A 13,623-nucleotide genomic window follows, 5' to 3' on the forward strand; every position below is an offset into this window, starting at 1 on the left:
ACATAAGATTGGGCGTTGGACCTTGCAGTCATACAGGTAGTTCAGGTTTGCGGCTTAACTGGAGCGTGACAACAGAGATGGACAACCTGTTTTCCCAAGCGACGCCGCTGCTGATGTTCCTCCTTCCCGGCTTCCTATCAGCTTGGATCTTCTACGGTCTCACTTCACACCCCAAGCCCAGCCAGTTTGAGCGCACGGTCGAGGCCTTGGTCTTCACTTTTGTCGTCCACGGCGCTACGAAGGTCCTCAAGATCGGGCTTCTTGCGGCCGGCAAAATACAGAGTTTCGGGGTCTGGACCAGTGACTCTCAGACAATATGGTCGATATTATTTGCTGGCCTACTGGGCGTTGGGGTCGCCGCCGCGGTCAACAAGGATACGTTTCACTCTTGGCTGCGCGGCCGAGGTTTCACTTCTCGGACATCGCATCCAAGCGAATGGTTCTGCGTCCTTGATTCGAACCCAGCCTTCGTAATCCTTGAGCTCCAAGATGGCCGCCGGCTCATGGGGTGGCCAAAAGAGTGGCCCGTAAGCCCATCCATTGGACAGTTTTACATTCAGGAGCCTGCCTGGATCACCGAAGGTGGAACGTTGGTTGAACTAACTACCCTCGATGGCATAATCATTCACGCAACCGATGTCCGCTGGGTCGAAGTATTTCCTAAAGAGACGATTGAAGATGACAAATCTGCGAAAGGGCTCGAATCCTCCGCCGCCGGGTAGGCAGCACGTCTTTGACAATGCCAACCCTCCAACCCGTAGCGCGCGGCCAGCGCCGCCGCCGAACCCGCCGCCGCCGCCAAAGAAGCCATGAAAACTGCGCCCCAAAGCCCCGTATTGGGGCTATTTGCCGCTGAAGGGCGTGGACAGATCTGGCCGCTATGAAGAGCTGCCAGCCATTGCTGTGCAGCACTTCTACGTCGCGTCGACCGGTATCCCTTGATGAGTAGCTATACCTTAGAAGATCACGCCAGAGCAGCTGAAGCTCTCTCTTTGTTAAGAACAAAGGAAAACAACTACTCGGGCAACAACCCCAACAAGTTCCGCGCAGACATTGAAAGAGCTAGGGCCACCCTGATCGCAATCGAACTCGCACTAAAAGAAGACGGCACTCTTCAGCGGACTCCAGAGGAGGACCGCGATGCTCAGCTCGACCTAGCGTTTCCAAACGCCCAGTCCAAAGAGGTTGTCACTTGGCAGGGCAAGCACTTCATGAAGTGCTTTACGCCTACAAGCAAGAGCCTTAGCGGAAAGACTGTTTTCGGCTGGAAACCATATTGGAAAGAGCTCGAAAGCTGATAATCAGGCTGGTGGCACGGTCGTGCGATCCCACGCCCGCTTCGCCCAGCCCACGATGAGTGTGGGCACCACGATGACAGGAAGCCCCCACAGAAACGCGACGTAGAAGGCAGCGGTAGCGAGCTCATAGTAGACCGGATGCTCCGCAAACTTCCAGCCAAGCACGGCACAACCGAAGACGATAGCAAGCCCCAATCCGCCGCCCACGAGCGCCCCTTTCAGAAACCCGCCTTTGCGAAAGTAGGGAATGTGGCCGGTCCTGACGTGCCAAGCCCAGACATGCTGGGCACGAATGTGCAACATCAGGCAGAACACCAGGAAGCCGGCGATCAGCAGCCCGCCTGCGCAGTAGACCAAGCCCATCAGCTGTTGGGTTTTGAAAACAGCGTCGAGGCCTGCTCCAAACAAAAGCATGCCCAAAGGCCCGAGAATAACGCAGGGTAGGATCATGGCAGCCGGCCCGGTCGGCGCATAAAGCCGCGGGTAGTTCGCTTGGTGGTTCATTTCTTTTCCTCTGGTAGAAGCAACACCAAGCGGCGTCACGGCAACCGCCTGGCAACTGGTTGCCCAAGGGGGTCAGCCCGCAGAAGTTCCGTTATCGCTCACGTCGACCAATTCCCAACCTTCGCCCGCCGGCCGAAACTTCATCGTCATCTTCAGGCGCATTTCCTTAGCCTTCGGCGTCGTGGGCTGCCCGCCAATGAAGCCCAGTGCATCGACGATCCCGGAGACCCGGCAGTCCTGGTCACCGTTGGGCAGTTTTGTGCAAGAAATCTTCAGCCCGCTCGCTTCCTTGACTTCGAACCGCCAAGTCCGCTGAAGCGTTGCCTGCCTCCCCTGCTCGGTAAAGAACCGATCTACCGCTTTGACCGCGTCCTCCTTGCTCGGCGCATGCTCTGCATTACAGGCCGACAAGCCCAACGCCAAGAAGCACGCTGAAATCCAAACACGTTGAATGGTCCGCATCACGACTCTCCCTTCTTCTGTTTGGTCAGGTCCACGCCGATGACCTCGTTTCGGTAACCCACCTGGACACGTTCGACGTCCACCTCAGCGCGCGGGCCTCCGTTCTCCAACCAGACCCGCTTGACGCTGAAGATGACCAGATCGTCCTTCGCATCCCTGCCCTGCCGGAACAACCCGGTTGCCTCGCTTTCGCTCATGTGGATCGGAAGATGAAAGTGCCCGGCATGCTGGGGCGTCCAAACAGATCGCTCACTGCGAGCACTGGTCGGGACAAACCCCTCGCCCGTGATGCCCTCTACCTGGAATCCGGTGATCCAAGGAATCGGCACGTAGATGTCCAAGATGCCGCGTTGCCGGTCATAGGACGGCTGGTCCACGATGTTGGGGCGAAGAGCAAAACGCTGGATGCCGCGGAAGCGTTCGGCCCGTGCATCGAAGGCAGCGCCATACTTGCGCTCGATGGCTTGCGGCTGCTGTGCGGTGATGCCATTCGGGCCATTCCGTTTTGTATCGATCAGCCACTCGCCATAAAAACACTGCTCGCGCTCGGCCTTGCTCAACCGGTAGCTGGATCGCGTCGATGCAATCAGCCTCGCGTCACACGTGTGGTAACCCGCCGAGGCCGTGGACGCCAGCCCGGCTCGGATGTGTTGCGCGCCCGCTAGTTCGTCCTGGTCGAGGTCCCAGTAGGTGCCCACCGGGTCGAGATAAGGGCTCTTGGTCCTCTCCGTTGATGCCTGCGGAGCCCCGGTGATGGCCCGCCCAATCTGCTGAAGAAAATTCCCCCTGTCCTGCGCTTGCGCTTGCACTGCCATGCTTGCTGCCAGGACGCACGCGCCCATGACCGCTGCCCACTGCCTCTTCATGCCCTGCTCCTTGCGCTCGGTTGCGACATACTTACGTGTCACGTAGAGTCTACCCGTGGCGTAAGGCTTCCGTCATGCTGTTTAGATGCCTGCACTGCATCGATTCAGCCTGTGAAGCCCGCCACTCCCGCCCCCCGGGATGTCGTGGCCGCGCGCCTGCGCCAAGCCCGCGAACGACGGGGCTTGAGTCAGCGCGAGGTAGGGATGCGAATGGGCCTGGACAAAGACACAGCGTCAGCTCGGATATCCAGATATGAATCTGGAGCCATGTCTATCAGCCTTGAGGCATTGTTTGAGATGGCCGAAGCGCTTGAAGTGCCGCCCGCTTTTTTATTGGCCAGCAGCCCTGGCATGGGCGACGCAATCATGGCACTGGGGGAGCAGAGCCATGGTCAGCAAGAGCAACTGGCAAAGGTCTTGGTGGCGCTATCTAAGCTGGAGCCCAAGGTGCGTGCTGCGCACGTCCAGAAGCTACTGAAGCCAAACGCTGACGACTAGCGGAACCATCGAGGCGCCCCGAACCAGCTGCGACAGCGGAGCCACGTGCTATACAAGCATCTGGCACGGAGGCCTTGGGGGGCCTGAGCATGGGACTTTATCTACGTAAAAGCGTGAGGGTTGGACCTCTGCGGTTCAACTTGTCAAAGGGCGGAATTGGCGTCTCAACTGGAATCAAGGGGTTCCGAGTCGGAACTGGTCCGCGGGGCAACTACGTGCACATGGGAGCGGGTGGAATCTTCTACCGCGCAACCTTTCCTTTGGGAGCGACACGTTCTCGCCCGGGGACCCCACTCGGCCCCATTCGTCCCGTCTCTGGCGCCCAGCCCTCTCCAGCGTCACCCCGACAATGGCCTGAGATTTCGCGCACACATGGCCCGATGGTCGACATAGATTCGGCCGACGCGACCACGATTGTGGACTCGTCCTCGCAGGCGTTGCTGGAAGAGCTCAATGCAAAGAAGAAGAGATGGCGAATTTGGCCAGGCGTCGCTGTGGTTTCGGCACTGGTGCTTTTGATTGCGACTGGCAACGAAGCACCAAACTGGGCGCTGGTCATGCTGGCTTTCTTCAGCATAGGAGCCATCATCGCAGCGCATTTGAAGGACCAACTTCGGAAGACGGTAGTTCTGATGTATGAGCTGGACGAGCCGATGGAGAAGGCGTTGGAAGCACTCCACGCAGGAGCCCAAACCATGGCCTCCGCTTATGCCACGTGGCACGTGTCCTCCCACGCCAAGGTCTTCGACCGGAAATACCATGCTGGGGCGGGAACCGTTGTTGACCGCAAGCCAACACGCTTTGCCTCAGCACCGCCCTCATTTGTCAAAACGAACATCAAGACCATCGCCGTCAATGTCGGAGCCCAGGCACTCCATTTTTTCCCGGACCGCGTTCTGATCTACGACGTGAATGGCGTTGGCGCGGTAGGCTACAAAGAGCTACAGGTGCTGGTGTCATCCACTCGCTTTATTGAGGATGGCAGCGTTCCGCGTGATGCAACAGTTGTGGATAGGACGTGGCGTTACGTCAATAAGAAAGGAGGCCCTGACCGCCGCTTCAAGGACAATCGGGAGCTGCCGGTATGCCAATACGAAGAGGTCACCCTGCGCAGCGACACCGGCCTCAACGAGCTACTACAGATTTCTCGTCTAGGATCAGCCGCTGGGTTCGCCTCAGCTATTGCGGGCCTATCCCGAGTCATTCCTAGGGAGCTGCCCTAGCTATCCCCTCTGTCAGCAATGCTTTTAAAGAACCCCGGCAGCCCTAGCGTCCGCTGTCCTCTGTGAGAAATCTTCCACCGCGGCACTCATGGCTTCCTCCAAAGACCTGCGACGAGCCATCGCGGCCTGTCGCATCTGGAGAATGGCACTGCGGCCGGCCACTAGGTCTGCCTCGATTTGGGCCCTTCTTGCTTGAATGGTTCGATCCAGATCCGCGACCTGCCTGGGGTCGATTGCTGAGTTCGGGTTGAAGTGGAATCGTGCCTCTTTTTCCTGCCGCCACTTCATAAGGCGGTCGGTCAGCGCGGGCCCAAACCCCGGAACGTTTAGAACCGCATTGCGATTCACATCTGCTGCCGTCTCGATGCCAAACGATTCCAGCATGACTTTCTTCGCCGCCCCAATGCCCGGAATGGTGGCTCGCTCAATCTCGAACTGATCCAAGAACTGTTTGCGTGCGATCTGTTCGCGATTGCTGGACAGCGCTCGATAACGCTTTTCTCGTTCCGCCTGCAGACCGGCATGCTCATCCCGCAGCGGACGAAGCTGATTCTGCTTCGCCTGGAGCTGAGTGTCCGCTTGCTCTTGCTTCCATCGAGCGACGAGACCGTCGTATTGGGCTTTCGCTTGCTGATAGCCGGACGTCAGTGGCGCTAGATCCGCGCGGCCACGGCTATTGACCCACGCGCCCATCGCCCAGCCCAGACACGCCCACACGGGGGCTAGCACCGCAGAAAGCGCGATGCCAAGCACCACAATAAGCAGCCCCACCAGCCACCCGGTCGTTTTCCAGAAGGTGTGCCTGCGGCCCAATGCTTGAATCTTGGGATTGGCAGGCACTGCCTTCACCTGATGCAGCGCGTGCATGGGTGGCAACACTGCCGCCGTGATATCTCGCCAGATCGCATCCAGGTTGAAGGGGCCTGAGGCCAGCTTGGGGATGACGACAGCTGCACCGCCAAAGAGCGCAATACCTGCGCGTTCAATCGGGCACCACGGACACTCAGTAAGCCCATCGAAATAGAAATGGGACGGCCTGGAAGAACACCGTTTGAAGTGCTGCTCCAGCTTCGTCAGGGCCTGGACCCAATCTTCTGCCTTCGGCCTCCCACCAGGCTTCGCCCCGTCGAAGCCAAAGGCTTTTTCCCAAAGGCCTGCAACCCAAGGCGACGCTGCGGCCGGCGACGCACTGAGCGGCGGAGGCTGCATGCGGGTGCGCGTAGTGTCTTTGCCGTAGGCGTAGCGGAACTCAGGGATCGCCTTTTCGATTGGCATGTCGCCCGGCCCACTGTATCGGCCAGCAAAGGGATGCCGACCGTTCATGAGCATCTGAAAAATCAGGACGGCCAGGCCGAAGTTGTCGTGGTTGGCGGTGCGTGTGACTTGTTTGAAGGCCTTTCCGTGGAGCTCGGGCGGTGTGAAGTCCTGGACGCCGACCTCACAGAGGAAGGTGCGCCCTTGATGCGAAATCTGGAAGCTGTCTGTGTCAATCAGCTTCACGGTCGCATCCGGTGACACCCGCACACCGCCGTGATTGACGTCACCAACCAAGTGACCTGCTTGGTGGATAACCGAGAATGCTCGCGCAGTGTTCAAGGCGGCACGAACCACTAGCCTCCAGTCTGCCTGGGGAAAGTCCGCCAAGCGGCTTTTGGGGCTGTAAAGCTTATGAATGTCCTTCGATGCGCGAAGGTTGGCCATGACAAAGCCACAGACCTTGCCATCGGATTGCCGCAGCACGTCAGTAGGCCAGGCAGTGAGCTGATCCAGCGCAGCGGTCCGAAGGGCAGCCATGGCCACCAGCTTGTCGGCTCTCTCACTGCTTACCGCAGCCAAATAGATTTTGGCAGCCGAGTCCGGCCTCCCCTCGACCTCGAAGACCGTCCCCTCACCCCCCTTGCCCAGTTGCTTTCCCAGCCGGACCGGTCCGGATTTACCAACCAGAGCAGGTGAAACCACTTAGGCGTCCTCTACTGGCGCCGGTGCGTCTGGCAGCTTCGTCAGCCGGCTGGCAAGCAGGAGTGTCTTGTCGTCGTCCGTCCGCTCGCAGATCACTGGCGAGGCAAGATAGGCTTCCAGCTTAGAGGACAAATCTTTGCTGTAGCCTGCCCCCTCTAAGGCACGGACCGGCGCGAATATCTTGTCGAAGAAGGGCGAATGAACGCTCTGCGTGGCTTGGTGGAGCACCAAGGCTTCGATGCCATCGGTGAACACCGCGACCTCATCCACCGCGCCCACATTGCAGGAAAACTCCGCGTTCAACACGGCAGCCGGATCGGTGACGAAAACGGTCGTGTTGATGTATTCCCCGTGCTGGGGCCAAAACACATAGGCCCAATCATCGCCGCGAGGGCGAATAACAATGGCCCCGTCGCCCACCTGGAAGAAGCATGTATGCGTCGGGGAGACGATAGCCGCCACCAACGTGCAAGCATACTCTCTGACCTCCAACCCGTCCGCCGTAGCCCTGTGCGCGATACGGGCCGTAACGCCGGCGAGCCAGTTCAAGACCACGTCCCGCGTTATCTCTTCAACGCCATGGCCGTCTTCAAAGTGGTTGCGCACACAGTCCCGAATCTCCAACGTCGCTAGCTTCGCACCGGTCTCTGATTGAGATGCACTTCCCGCACCATCCGACGCCACCAAGAGCACGGTGCCGTGCTCTGGAAAGAATTCCTGTTCATAGGCGTCCTGGCAGTCCGTTCCAAACTTGATGTGGGATGTGCCAATGGATGAGGCCGCAACGACACGCCAATCCTGGAGATCCATTACACGCTGGCCCAGCCGTCCGGGGCTGCGGGGTTGACCAGGGGCACATTATCTCCAGGGGTCGAACGGGACACCGCGCTCATGGAGTTGGACAGCCACTTGAAGAGTTCCTTGAACTGGAGCCCCTTCAGATGCAGCGGTGCGCGCGTCGAGATTTGGCCGAGGATGTCCATGTCAGCCCCCTGCACGCCAACCGCGAAAAACTGGAAATTCTTCGTTGCCTCCCCTTCCCGGACCAACGCTGCAGCGCGTTGCCATGCGTCGGTCGGCGAACCATCGGTGATGAGAAACACCCAAGGTCGGTAGTAGGAAACGCCGTTGGCTTTGTAGATCTCCTTGCGTTGCCGAACCATCTCCAAGCCTTGCTCAATCGCTGCGCCCATCGGGGTGTCCCCAGTGCACGACAGCACGGGAGGATAAAAGCTGTCTGCCGTGACAAAGTCCATCACGGTCTGGACCGGACCGAAGGTGACAATGGCGACCTCCACCCGCTTGGCAGCGAGCGAGTCCGAGTTCAGTTCTTCCTGAAACTGCAGCAGGCCAGCGTTGAGCTGCTCGATGGGCTTGCCGCCCATGGAACCTGATGTGTCCAGCAGAAGTAGGCACGCGCACCGGTTCTCGGGGTTTTCGGCAAAATCGCTGGCGCCGAAAGGCACCTGTTCAAAATCGTTCATTACGCTGGATCTCCCTGTCCAGTGGCTTGAAGCGCCATCATAGCTCTGCTAATCAACCCAATCTATGATGGGCCATGGTGACTCGCCCTACCCCTACCTCATTGCCAGCTTGGGCGCCGCAAGGAGTCGCGGATTGGACTCCCTTAGCGGTTTCCGCAGTGATTATCCTCACCATGGTGGCGGCGCTAGCACTTCGCCCTGCAGATGTAGAGAGCGTGCCAGATAAGACGACAGTCGAAACCGCAGCGAACTCATCAGTGAGTCCTCCGTTGAACGCAGGAACCCCTGCTTTTTCGACCGCGCGCGTTGGTTCCCTAAGGCTGGTGCCCACCACTCAGCTGCCGCCGGTAAAGCAACCCATGCAGGCGGACGAGCGATGCCCTTTGTCGTCGCTGCCCAACCCATCCCCCGAGGCCAAGGCGGCTATCAATGCGGGCTGGCACGTCAGTGCGGACATGACGTTCAAAGGGTTTCGTTTCGTCATGGTAGACGCCGGCGCGAAGAAGGCTTCCGCTGGCTGCGTGGCCATTGGAGCCAGCGCTTTGGTATTCAATGCCCACGGCCTCATTGCCATTGCTTACGACCGAAACGCCAAACAGTCGTCCAGGTTGAGTTCGTTAACCATTACGGAATCTGGTGCCTTACAGCTCGGAGCCTTGAAAGGACCACTTGCTGAGCTCAGTGTCAGTGACCAGCAAATCGCTCTCAAGTCGATAGCCACGAACAAGTCGAAACGAGCTTCGCGGGCGCGTTCTGGGTCTTCGGGCAGCTGAGCGGGATGCCGACGTTCCTGCTTGTGCTGTATGCGCAGTTGACACAATAGTCGCTATCCAAGGTTCAAGAAGCGGGGACCGCCACACGCAGTTCATTGCATACCCAGCCTTAGTTCATTTAACGGACGGGCTCATCGTTTTCAACAGCGGCAAGCTATCGAGCGGGCCCAGAATCGTCACATATAGTCTCGCTTCGCGACGCGACTAAAAACCCCTGCATTTTTACTCTTGACAAATTCCCATAGGCACATAAAACGTCTTAACCCTACACACCAATCGACCCGCCATGAAAATTCACGAGTTTTGGACGAGCGCTTTCCTCGCCTCCCTGCAGCGCGTGCCTCCAGTCGAGGCACGGACAGAGGCAGATGCCGCCACAGAAATGTGCATCTCAAAATGGCAGGAGCACATTTATGACTGGTCAGAAGACATCGAAGTCAGGTGGCAAGACCAAGAGATTGCTGAGGTGCCATTTATCACGCCTACCCAGCAAGATCGCTAGGATAACTTTTTCCCAGAACCTCTCCCCAACTTCTTGCTCGGCGATAAAGAAAGGTCATCACCACACGGCGCCGGCTTTTTTCTTGAGGCCAAGTAACTTGCCAATGCAGTCAACGCCTCCCTCATGACTGGTTCACCGATAACCATCTTGATCGCACCCCCATTTGCGGGGCTAAATATTACGTATGAAATTGGCATACCCGGAACCGGATCTCCAATCGCATCAAGGATCTCTATTGAGCAAACTGATATCTGATTTTCATTATCAAAATGTATGGGGATGCAGGATTTTACAAATCGTGTAATTTTCTCTTTGGCCGACTTAATTCCAGTCTCTGATAGCGCTGACCTCCTGACACCCCTCATCCACGCCCTAAGATCCTCAGGCGAAGGAACAAAAAACTCTGATCCTAGAGCATCCTTAGTGGCTTCAAAGTTTCCTATCACATTGCCAACAATGCTGGGATGCGACCACTCGATAGCTCGGCAGCCATGCTCAATCGTCCAAAGACCATCATCATCTAGACCTCTCATCCGAGAAATGAATTTCCTCGACATCTTCGCTTTAACTCCCATGAAATGTGACCTCAAAAGTCCTTACGCACACGTGCGAAGCCTTATAAGGCGGCCATAGTAACCATCGATATATCGAACTTCAGCTTTTGAATTCCCGCTGAGGCTCCTACCAGTCCGGTGAGCTTTTCTCTTGCAGTGAAACTTCGGCTGTAGGTCGAATGATGCTCGTCATCGAGTTCATGGCCCACGATCTGCGCACGGAGCTCTGACACCACTCCAGCGCCCTGAAGCTCTTGGATGAAGGTCTTTCTGAGGGAATGGAAGCCTCTTTTTGCAGGCTCCCAACCTTTTCCCACCTCAGCCAGGTGCCGACTGAACGCCTTGGTGATCCAGTTGCCCTGCCCGTTCACCGCCGTGGCCTTTGCGGCAGGAAACACCCTTGTCTGACCTGCCTTGCGCTTCTCATCGATCCATTCCAAGAACCCCATTTTGAGGAGCTCGGGATGGAGGGGCACAGTGCGAATGCTCACCTCAGTTTTTACCTTTTGGTGCTCGCCCTCGTCCGAGATGCGGACGCATGGGATGCCGTCCTCTTCGAACACGTCTTTGACGAGGAGCTGGCCGACCTCCGATGCCCTGGCACCGCTGTAGAGCCCAATGAGCGACGCCCAGCGTGCCGATTCAGACAGCTTGGCCAGCGCTTCGGGCGCGAACAGGGCCTGGATCTGTGCACGGTCATACGCTTTGAAACCCAACTTCTTCCGGGCCCGCTTTTCGCGCTGGGAGTAGCTCACGTGGCCGGAGGCCGGGTTGTCGCCCTTCGGGTAATGGCCCGACGCCATGGCCCATTCGAAGAACCCGCCCTTGCCACCAATGTAGCTTTGCTTGTTCGTGAGCGTCGGCGTGGACGCGCCTTTTTCGCGCATATCTTGATACCAGCGCGCCAAGTCCGAGCGAGTGATGGCATGGATCTTCATCGCAGGTCCCAGGAAGGACACCAGCGCTTCAATGGCGGTCTTCTTGATCGTGTAGGTCTTGGGCAACGTCGAGCTCTTGAGCGTCGCCAGGAATGCGTCACGGGCTTTGCCCAGCGTCATTGTTTCGATGGCCGGTGTAGAAGCCTGCCTTACTGAGCTGGGGTGCGGGGCGGAGCCGAACATGGTCGGCACGGCACCTGGGCCGGCTTGAGCCTGCAAGGCAGCGCCGGCCATAGCCTCCAGCTCCATCAGCTGCCTATAGAGCTTTAGGTCTTTGGGACTGTCGATCTGCCACTGCTCTGTCACCGTCCCATCCGGCTGGCGGGTGCGGTTGAGCGTCAGTTCCTGGAGATTCTCGGCGCTCGTCAGGCGAGCGATGAGCAGGTCAGCGTCCGTCTTGCTCAGCTTGGTCACGCGTTGATCCTTCAACTGTGCGAAGAGCCGAGCATAGCCCGCTCCAAGCACGACCGCACGCACGTGCGCCTGCGCCAAGTCCTTCGTTTGGAGGGTGCGTTTGATAAGCCGGCAGCCCATCACGGTTTGCAAATCGATGGGCACACGTTGGACGAACGACCAGCGGCCAGTGGATGACCGGCTCAAATGATGAGGGGTGCGCATGCGAGTGTTTCCTCTGCATGCTTCCTGCCTCCAATCAACTCGCCTAAAAAATTAATGATTAAAAACAATGACTTAGAAGTGACTGGCGGAGAGAGTGGGATTCGAACCCACGGAAGGTTTGACCCTTCGCCGGTTTTCAAGACCGGTGCCTTAAACCGCTCGGCCATCTCTCCGATGCTGCTTTGCGCGACCGCCGAAGGCGTCGGGTGATCACGCTGGCGCCACATGCGAAACGGGTGACGTCTGTCGATGGACGCTGCATTGAGCGGCGCCATCAACCCGGGATTGCTCCCGGGCGCGCATTCTCGCATGCCCGGACGCGCTTTGCTAAGCGCAGCGTGTTGTTGAGCTGCACAGCTCTGCCAAGCGGTTCCGCTTGCCGGGTTACGCAGCGTTCTCGATTACGCAGCGCTGCCAGGCGACAGCGCTGATGTGCCGACGTCAACGACCAGGCGCAGCGTTTGGCCGGCTTCAGCCACGACCAGAGGCACAGCGATCAGCCGGCTTCGGCCACGGCCAGGCGCGGTGCGGTTGCGGCCGCACGCTTGAGCTTCTCGGCCAGCTCGGCGCAGTTACCGCCGCAATCCAGGCGCGAGCGTTCGATTTCCTGCGGCAGGTGTTCGGCAAGAAAGTCGATGAACACCCGCACCGCCGGCAGCAGGCCGCGGCGCGAGGCGAACACCGCGTGGCAGATGCCCTGCGGCAGCGACCAATGCGGCAGCACCACTTCCAGCTCGCCGCTGCGCACTGCCTGCGCGCACACGGTTTCCGGCAGCATGGTGATGCCGAAGCCATCGCGCGCCATCGACTGCAGCAGCGGGAAGTCGAACCCGGCCAGGCGCGGCTGCAGGTCCACCCGGCGCATCTCGCCGTTGGGGCCGTGCAACTCCCAGCGCTGGTGCGCTTCGTCCTCGCTGGTGCTCATGGTGGTGTGGTTGGCCAGCTCGCTCGGGTCCTTGGGGCGCCCGGCGCGGTCCAGATATTTGGGGCTGGCCACCAGCAACTCCTGCACCTGGCCGAAGCTGCGCATCACCAGGCTGCCGTCATCGTCCAGGCGCGAACGCACGCGCAGCGCGATGTCGTAGCCCTCGTTGATGACATCGACGCGGCGATTGCTGATGTTGAGCTGCAGCCGCACCTTGGGGTACTTGGCCAGGAATTCAGGCAACAGCTTGGGCAACTGGATCTGCGCCAGCGAGACCGGAACGCTCACGCGGACAAGGCCGCGCGGCTCGGCGCTGAGACGGTCCACCACCTCGCGCGCGGCCTGCGCTTCGGCCAGCATGGTCTGGGCATGCCGGTGCACGCTGGTGCCGACATCGGTGACTGCAAAGCGGCGCGTGGAGCGCTGCAACAGGCGCACGCCCAGGTCGGTTTCGAGCTGGCTGATGCGGCGGCTCAGGCGCGACTTGGGGATTCCGAGCGCACGCTCGGCTGCAGCGAAGCCGCCGTGGTCCACCACCATCGCGAAGTAATACAGGTCATTCAGGTCGTGCATGGCGCAGGCATCCATGGATAGAACGATAAGTGACATTTAATCACCTTTATCCCAACAGAGCAACGACCTGATACACCAGAAATGTAGTTTCATGCAATCAGGACCGCGAACTGCTGCGCTCCGAGCTCCATCGGTTTCGCCACGGTAAATGCATAGCTGGCGGCACGCGGCTGGGGTGGAGAAAAAAAACGCTAGAGCGCTTCGCCACGATCGGCGACGCAAAAGGCCGCTGCATGAACATGCAAACGGGGCCATCGCTGGCCCCGTTTCTGTTCCAGGTTTGTCAGTGACGCGGCGGCACATCTGGCAACCCAGCAGTCGCGCGAGTACCACTGCTTAAGTGACTGACGAACGCGGGAGCAGTCGTCAGTGGGAGCTGACGGCACACGCAGCGCCGCATATCAAAGCTGCACGACAACGCCGGGCATCGGCCGCGCCCGCCTGGC

Annotated in this window: 15 protein-coding genes, 1 tRNA gene and 1 pseudogene; 7 read left to right on the forward strand and 10 right to left on the reverse strand. The window is 58.9% G+C overall.

Annotation, left to right across the window (positions count from 1 at the left end; genetic code table 11):
• The first annotated feature begins 77 nt into the window (after positions 1 to 77).
• Both EO141_RS19090 and EO141_RS19095 read left to right on the forward strand, forming a co-directional pair.
• The gene (locus tag EO141_RS19090) at positions 78 to 722 is read left to right on the forward strand and encodes a DUF6338 family protein (protein ID WP_058563000.1); all 645 of its coding nucleotides are present in this window, start codon (positions 78 to 80) and stop codon (positions 720 to 722) included.
• Between the two features lie 219 nt (positions 723 to 941).
• A complete protein-coding gene (locus EO141_RS19095) occupies positions 942 to 1,298 on the forward strand; it encodes a hypothetical protein (protein WP_127169973.1) in 357 nt (118 codons plus the stop codon).
• Between the two features lie 3 nt (positions 1,299 to 1,301).
• Here the strand turns inward: EO141_RS19095 and EO141_RS19100 are convergent, their stop codons facing one another.
• From EO141_RS19100 to EO141_RS19110, 3 genes are all read right to left on the reverse strand, one after another.
• Entirely contained in the window at positions 1,302 to 1,802 is a 501-nt protein-coding gene (locus EO141_RS19100) for a hypothetical protein (RefSeq protein ID WP_234878398.1), read from the reverse strand.
• 72 nt (positions 1,803 to 1,874) lie between these two features.
• Positions 1,875 to 2,264 (reverse strand): hypothetical protein, encoded by a 390-nt coding sequence (locus EO141_RS19105; RefSeq protein WP_127169974.1) that lies wholly within the window; start codon positions 2,262 to 2,264, stop codon positions 1,875 to 1,877.
• Complete coding sequence (locus tag EO141_RS19110) at positions 2,264 to 3,172, reverse strand: hypothetical protein (protein WP_241236690.1); 909 nt, start codon at positions 3,170 to 3,172, stop codon at positions 2,264 to 2,266. The genes EO141_RS19105 and EO141_RS19110 overlap by 1 nt, the downstream gene beginning before the upstream one ends.
• Before the next feature lie 102 nt (positions 3,173 to 3,274).
• Here EO141_RS19110 and EO141_RS19115 point away from each other — a divergent pair, with 102 nt between their 5' ends.
• The 3 genes and pseudogenes from EO141_RS19115 to EO141_RS19120 all read left to right on the forward strand — a co-directional run bounded on the left by EO141_RS19115 (position 3,275) and on the right by EO141_RS19120 (position 4,851).
• Positions 3,275 to 3,628 carry a helix-turn-helix transcriptional regulator gene (locus tag EO141_RS19115; protein ID WP_256359922.1) on the forward strand — a complete coding sequence of 118 codons (354 nt, stop codon included), beginning with the start codon at positions 3,275 to 3,277 and terminating at the stop codon, positions 3,626 to 3,628.
• Positions 3,629 to 3,717: 89 nt separating this feature from the next.
• A pseudogene (locus EO141_RS21745) lies at positions 3,718 to 3,864 on the forward strand (DUF4236 domain-containing protein); the annotation flags it as partial.
• 144 nt (positions 3,865 to 4,008) lie between these two features.
• Positions 4,009 to 4,851: a hypothetical protein gene (locus EO141_RS19120; protein WP_241236694.1), complete on the forward strand. Its 843-nt coding sequence runs from the start codon at positions 4,009 to 4,011 to the stop codon at positions 4,849 to 4,851.
• A 24-nt stretch (positions 4,852 to 4,875) separates the two neighbouring features.
• On the opposite strand, the gene EO141_RS19125 is transcribed toward EO141_RS19120, so the two are convergent.
• The 3 genes from EO141_RS19125 to EO141_RS19135 are packed head-to-tail and all read right to left on the reverse strand — an operon-like array spanning position 4,876 to position 8,294.
• Positions 4,876 to 6,810, reverse strand: a complete 1,935-nt coding sequence (locus EO141_RS19125) for a hypothetical protein (protein WP_127169977.1) — start codon at positions 6,808 to 6,810, stop codon at positions 4,876 to 4,878.
• Positions 6,811 to 7,620 carry a PP2C family serine/threonine-protein phosphatase gene (locus EO141_RS19130; RefSeq protein WP_127169978.1) on the reverse strand — a complete coding sequence of 270 codons (810 nt, stop codon included), beginning with the start codon at positions 7,618 to 7,620 and terminating at the stop codon, positions 6,811 to 6,813.
• On the reverse strand, positions 7,620 to 8,294 hold the full coding sequence (locus tag EO141_RS19135; RefSeq protein WP_127169979.1) for a VWA domain-containing protein: 675 nt from the start codon (positions 8,292 to 8,294) through the stop codon (positions 7,620 to 7,622). The genes EO141_RS19130 and EO141_RS19135 overlap by 1 nt, the downstream gene beginning before the upstream one ends.
• A 158-nt stretch (positions 8,295 to 8,452) precedes the next feature.
• Between EO141_RS19135 and EO141_RS19140 the strand changes: the two genes are divergently transcribed.
• A complete protein-coding gene (locus EO141_RS19140; protein WP_127169980.1) occupies positions 8,453 to 9,067 on the forward strand; it encodes a hypothetical protein in 615 nt (204 codons plus the stop codon).
• A 286-nt stretch (positions 9,068 to 9,353) separates the two neighbouring features.
• On the forward strand, positions 9,354 to 9,569 hold the full coding sequence (locus tag EO141_RS19145; RefSeq protein WP_127169981.1) for a hypothetical protein: 216 nt from the start codon (positions 9,354 to 9,356) through the stop codon (positions 9,567 to 9,569).
• On the opposite strand, the gene EO141_RS19150 is transcribed toward EO141_RS19145, so the two are convergent.
• From EO141_RS19150 to EO141_RS19165, 4 genes are all read right to left on the reverse strand, one after another.
• The gene (locus EO141_RS19150) at positions 9,566 to 10,144 is read right to left on the reverse strand and encodes a hypothetical protein (RefSeq protein ID WP_127169982.1); all 579 of its coding nucleotides are present in this window, start codon (positions 10,142 to 10,144) and stop codon (positions 9,566 to 9,568) included. The two genes, EO141_RS19145 and EO141_RS19150, sit on opposite strands and share 4 nt — an antisense overlap.
• 41 nt (positions 10,145 to 10,185) lie before the next feature.
• Positions 10,186 to 11,679, reverse strand: coding sequence for a site-specific integrase (locus EO141_RS19155; RefSeq protein WP_164739324.1), 1,494 nt, complete (start codon positions 11,677 to 11,679; stop codon positions 10,186 to 10,188).
• Between the two features lie 83 nt (positions 11,680 to 11,762).
• Positions 11,763 to 11,852: transfer RNA gene (locus EO141_RS19160), tRNA-Ser, on the reverse strand.
• 323 nt (positions 11,853 to 12,175) lie between these two features.
• Entirely contained in the window at positions 12,176 to 13,192 is a 1,017-nt protein-coding gene (locus EO141_RS19165) for a LysR family transcriptional regulator (RefSeq protein WP_016903391.1), read from the reverse strand.
• Positions 13,193 to 13,623 lie beyond the last annotated feature (431 nt).

The organism is Xanthomonas sp. BRIP62415, from assembly GCF_003993515.1.
GTDB classification, from domain to species: domain Bacteria; phylum Pseudomonadota; class Gammaproteobacteria; order Xanthomonadales; family Xanthomonadaceae; genus Xanthomonas; species Xanthomonas euroxanthea.

Excerpts from the sequence above, each read along its gene's own strand:
- EO141_RS19090 (WP_058563000.1), top strand. The coding sequence starts at position 78 with ATGGACAACCTGTTTTCCCAAGCGACGCCGCTGCTGATGTTCCTCCTT.
- EO141_RS19095 (WP_127169973.1), top strand. The coding sequence starts at position 942 with ATGAGTAGCTATACCTTAGAAGATCACGCCAGAGCAGCTGAAGCTCTC.
- EO141_RS19100 (WP_234878398.1), bottom strand. The coding sequence starts at position 1,802 with ATGAACCACCAAGCGAACTACCCGCGGCTTTATGCGCCGACCGGGCCG.
- EO141_RS19105 (WP_127169974.1), bottom strand. The coding sequence starts at position 2,264 with ATGCGGACCATTCAACGTGTTTGGATTTCAGCGTGCTTCTTGGCGTTG.
- EO141_RS19120 (WP_241236694.1), top strand. The coding sequence starts at position 4,009 with ATGGTCGACATAGATTCGGCCGACGCGACCACGATTGTGGACTCGTCC.
- EO141_RS19130 (WP_127169978.1), bottom strand. The coding sequence starts at position 7,620 with ATGGATCTCCAGGATTGGCGTGTCGTTGCGGCCTCATCCATTGGCACA.
- EO141_RS19135 (WP_127169979.1), bottom strand. The coding sequence starts at position 8,294 with ATGAACGATTTTGAACAGGTGCCTTTCGGCGCCAGCGATTTTGCCGAA.
- EO141_RS19145 (WP_127169981.1), top strand. The coding sequence starts at position 9,354 with ATGAAAATTCACGAGTTTTGGACGAGCGCTTTCCTCGCCTCCCTGCAG.
- EO141_RS19150 (WP_127169982.1), bottom strand. The coding sequence starts at position 10,144 with ATGGGAGTTAAAGCGAAGATGTCGAGGAAATTCATTTCTCGGATGAGA.
- EO141_RS19155 (WP_164739324.1), bottom strand. The coding sequence starts at position 11,679 with ATGCGCACCCCTCATCATTTGAGCCGGTCATCCACTGGCCGCTGGTCG.
- EO141_RS19165 (WP_016903391.1), bottom strand. The coding sequence starts at position 13,192 with ATGGATGCCTGCGCCATGCACGACCTGAATGACCTGTATTACTTCGCG.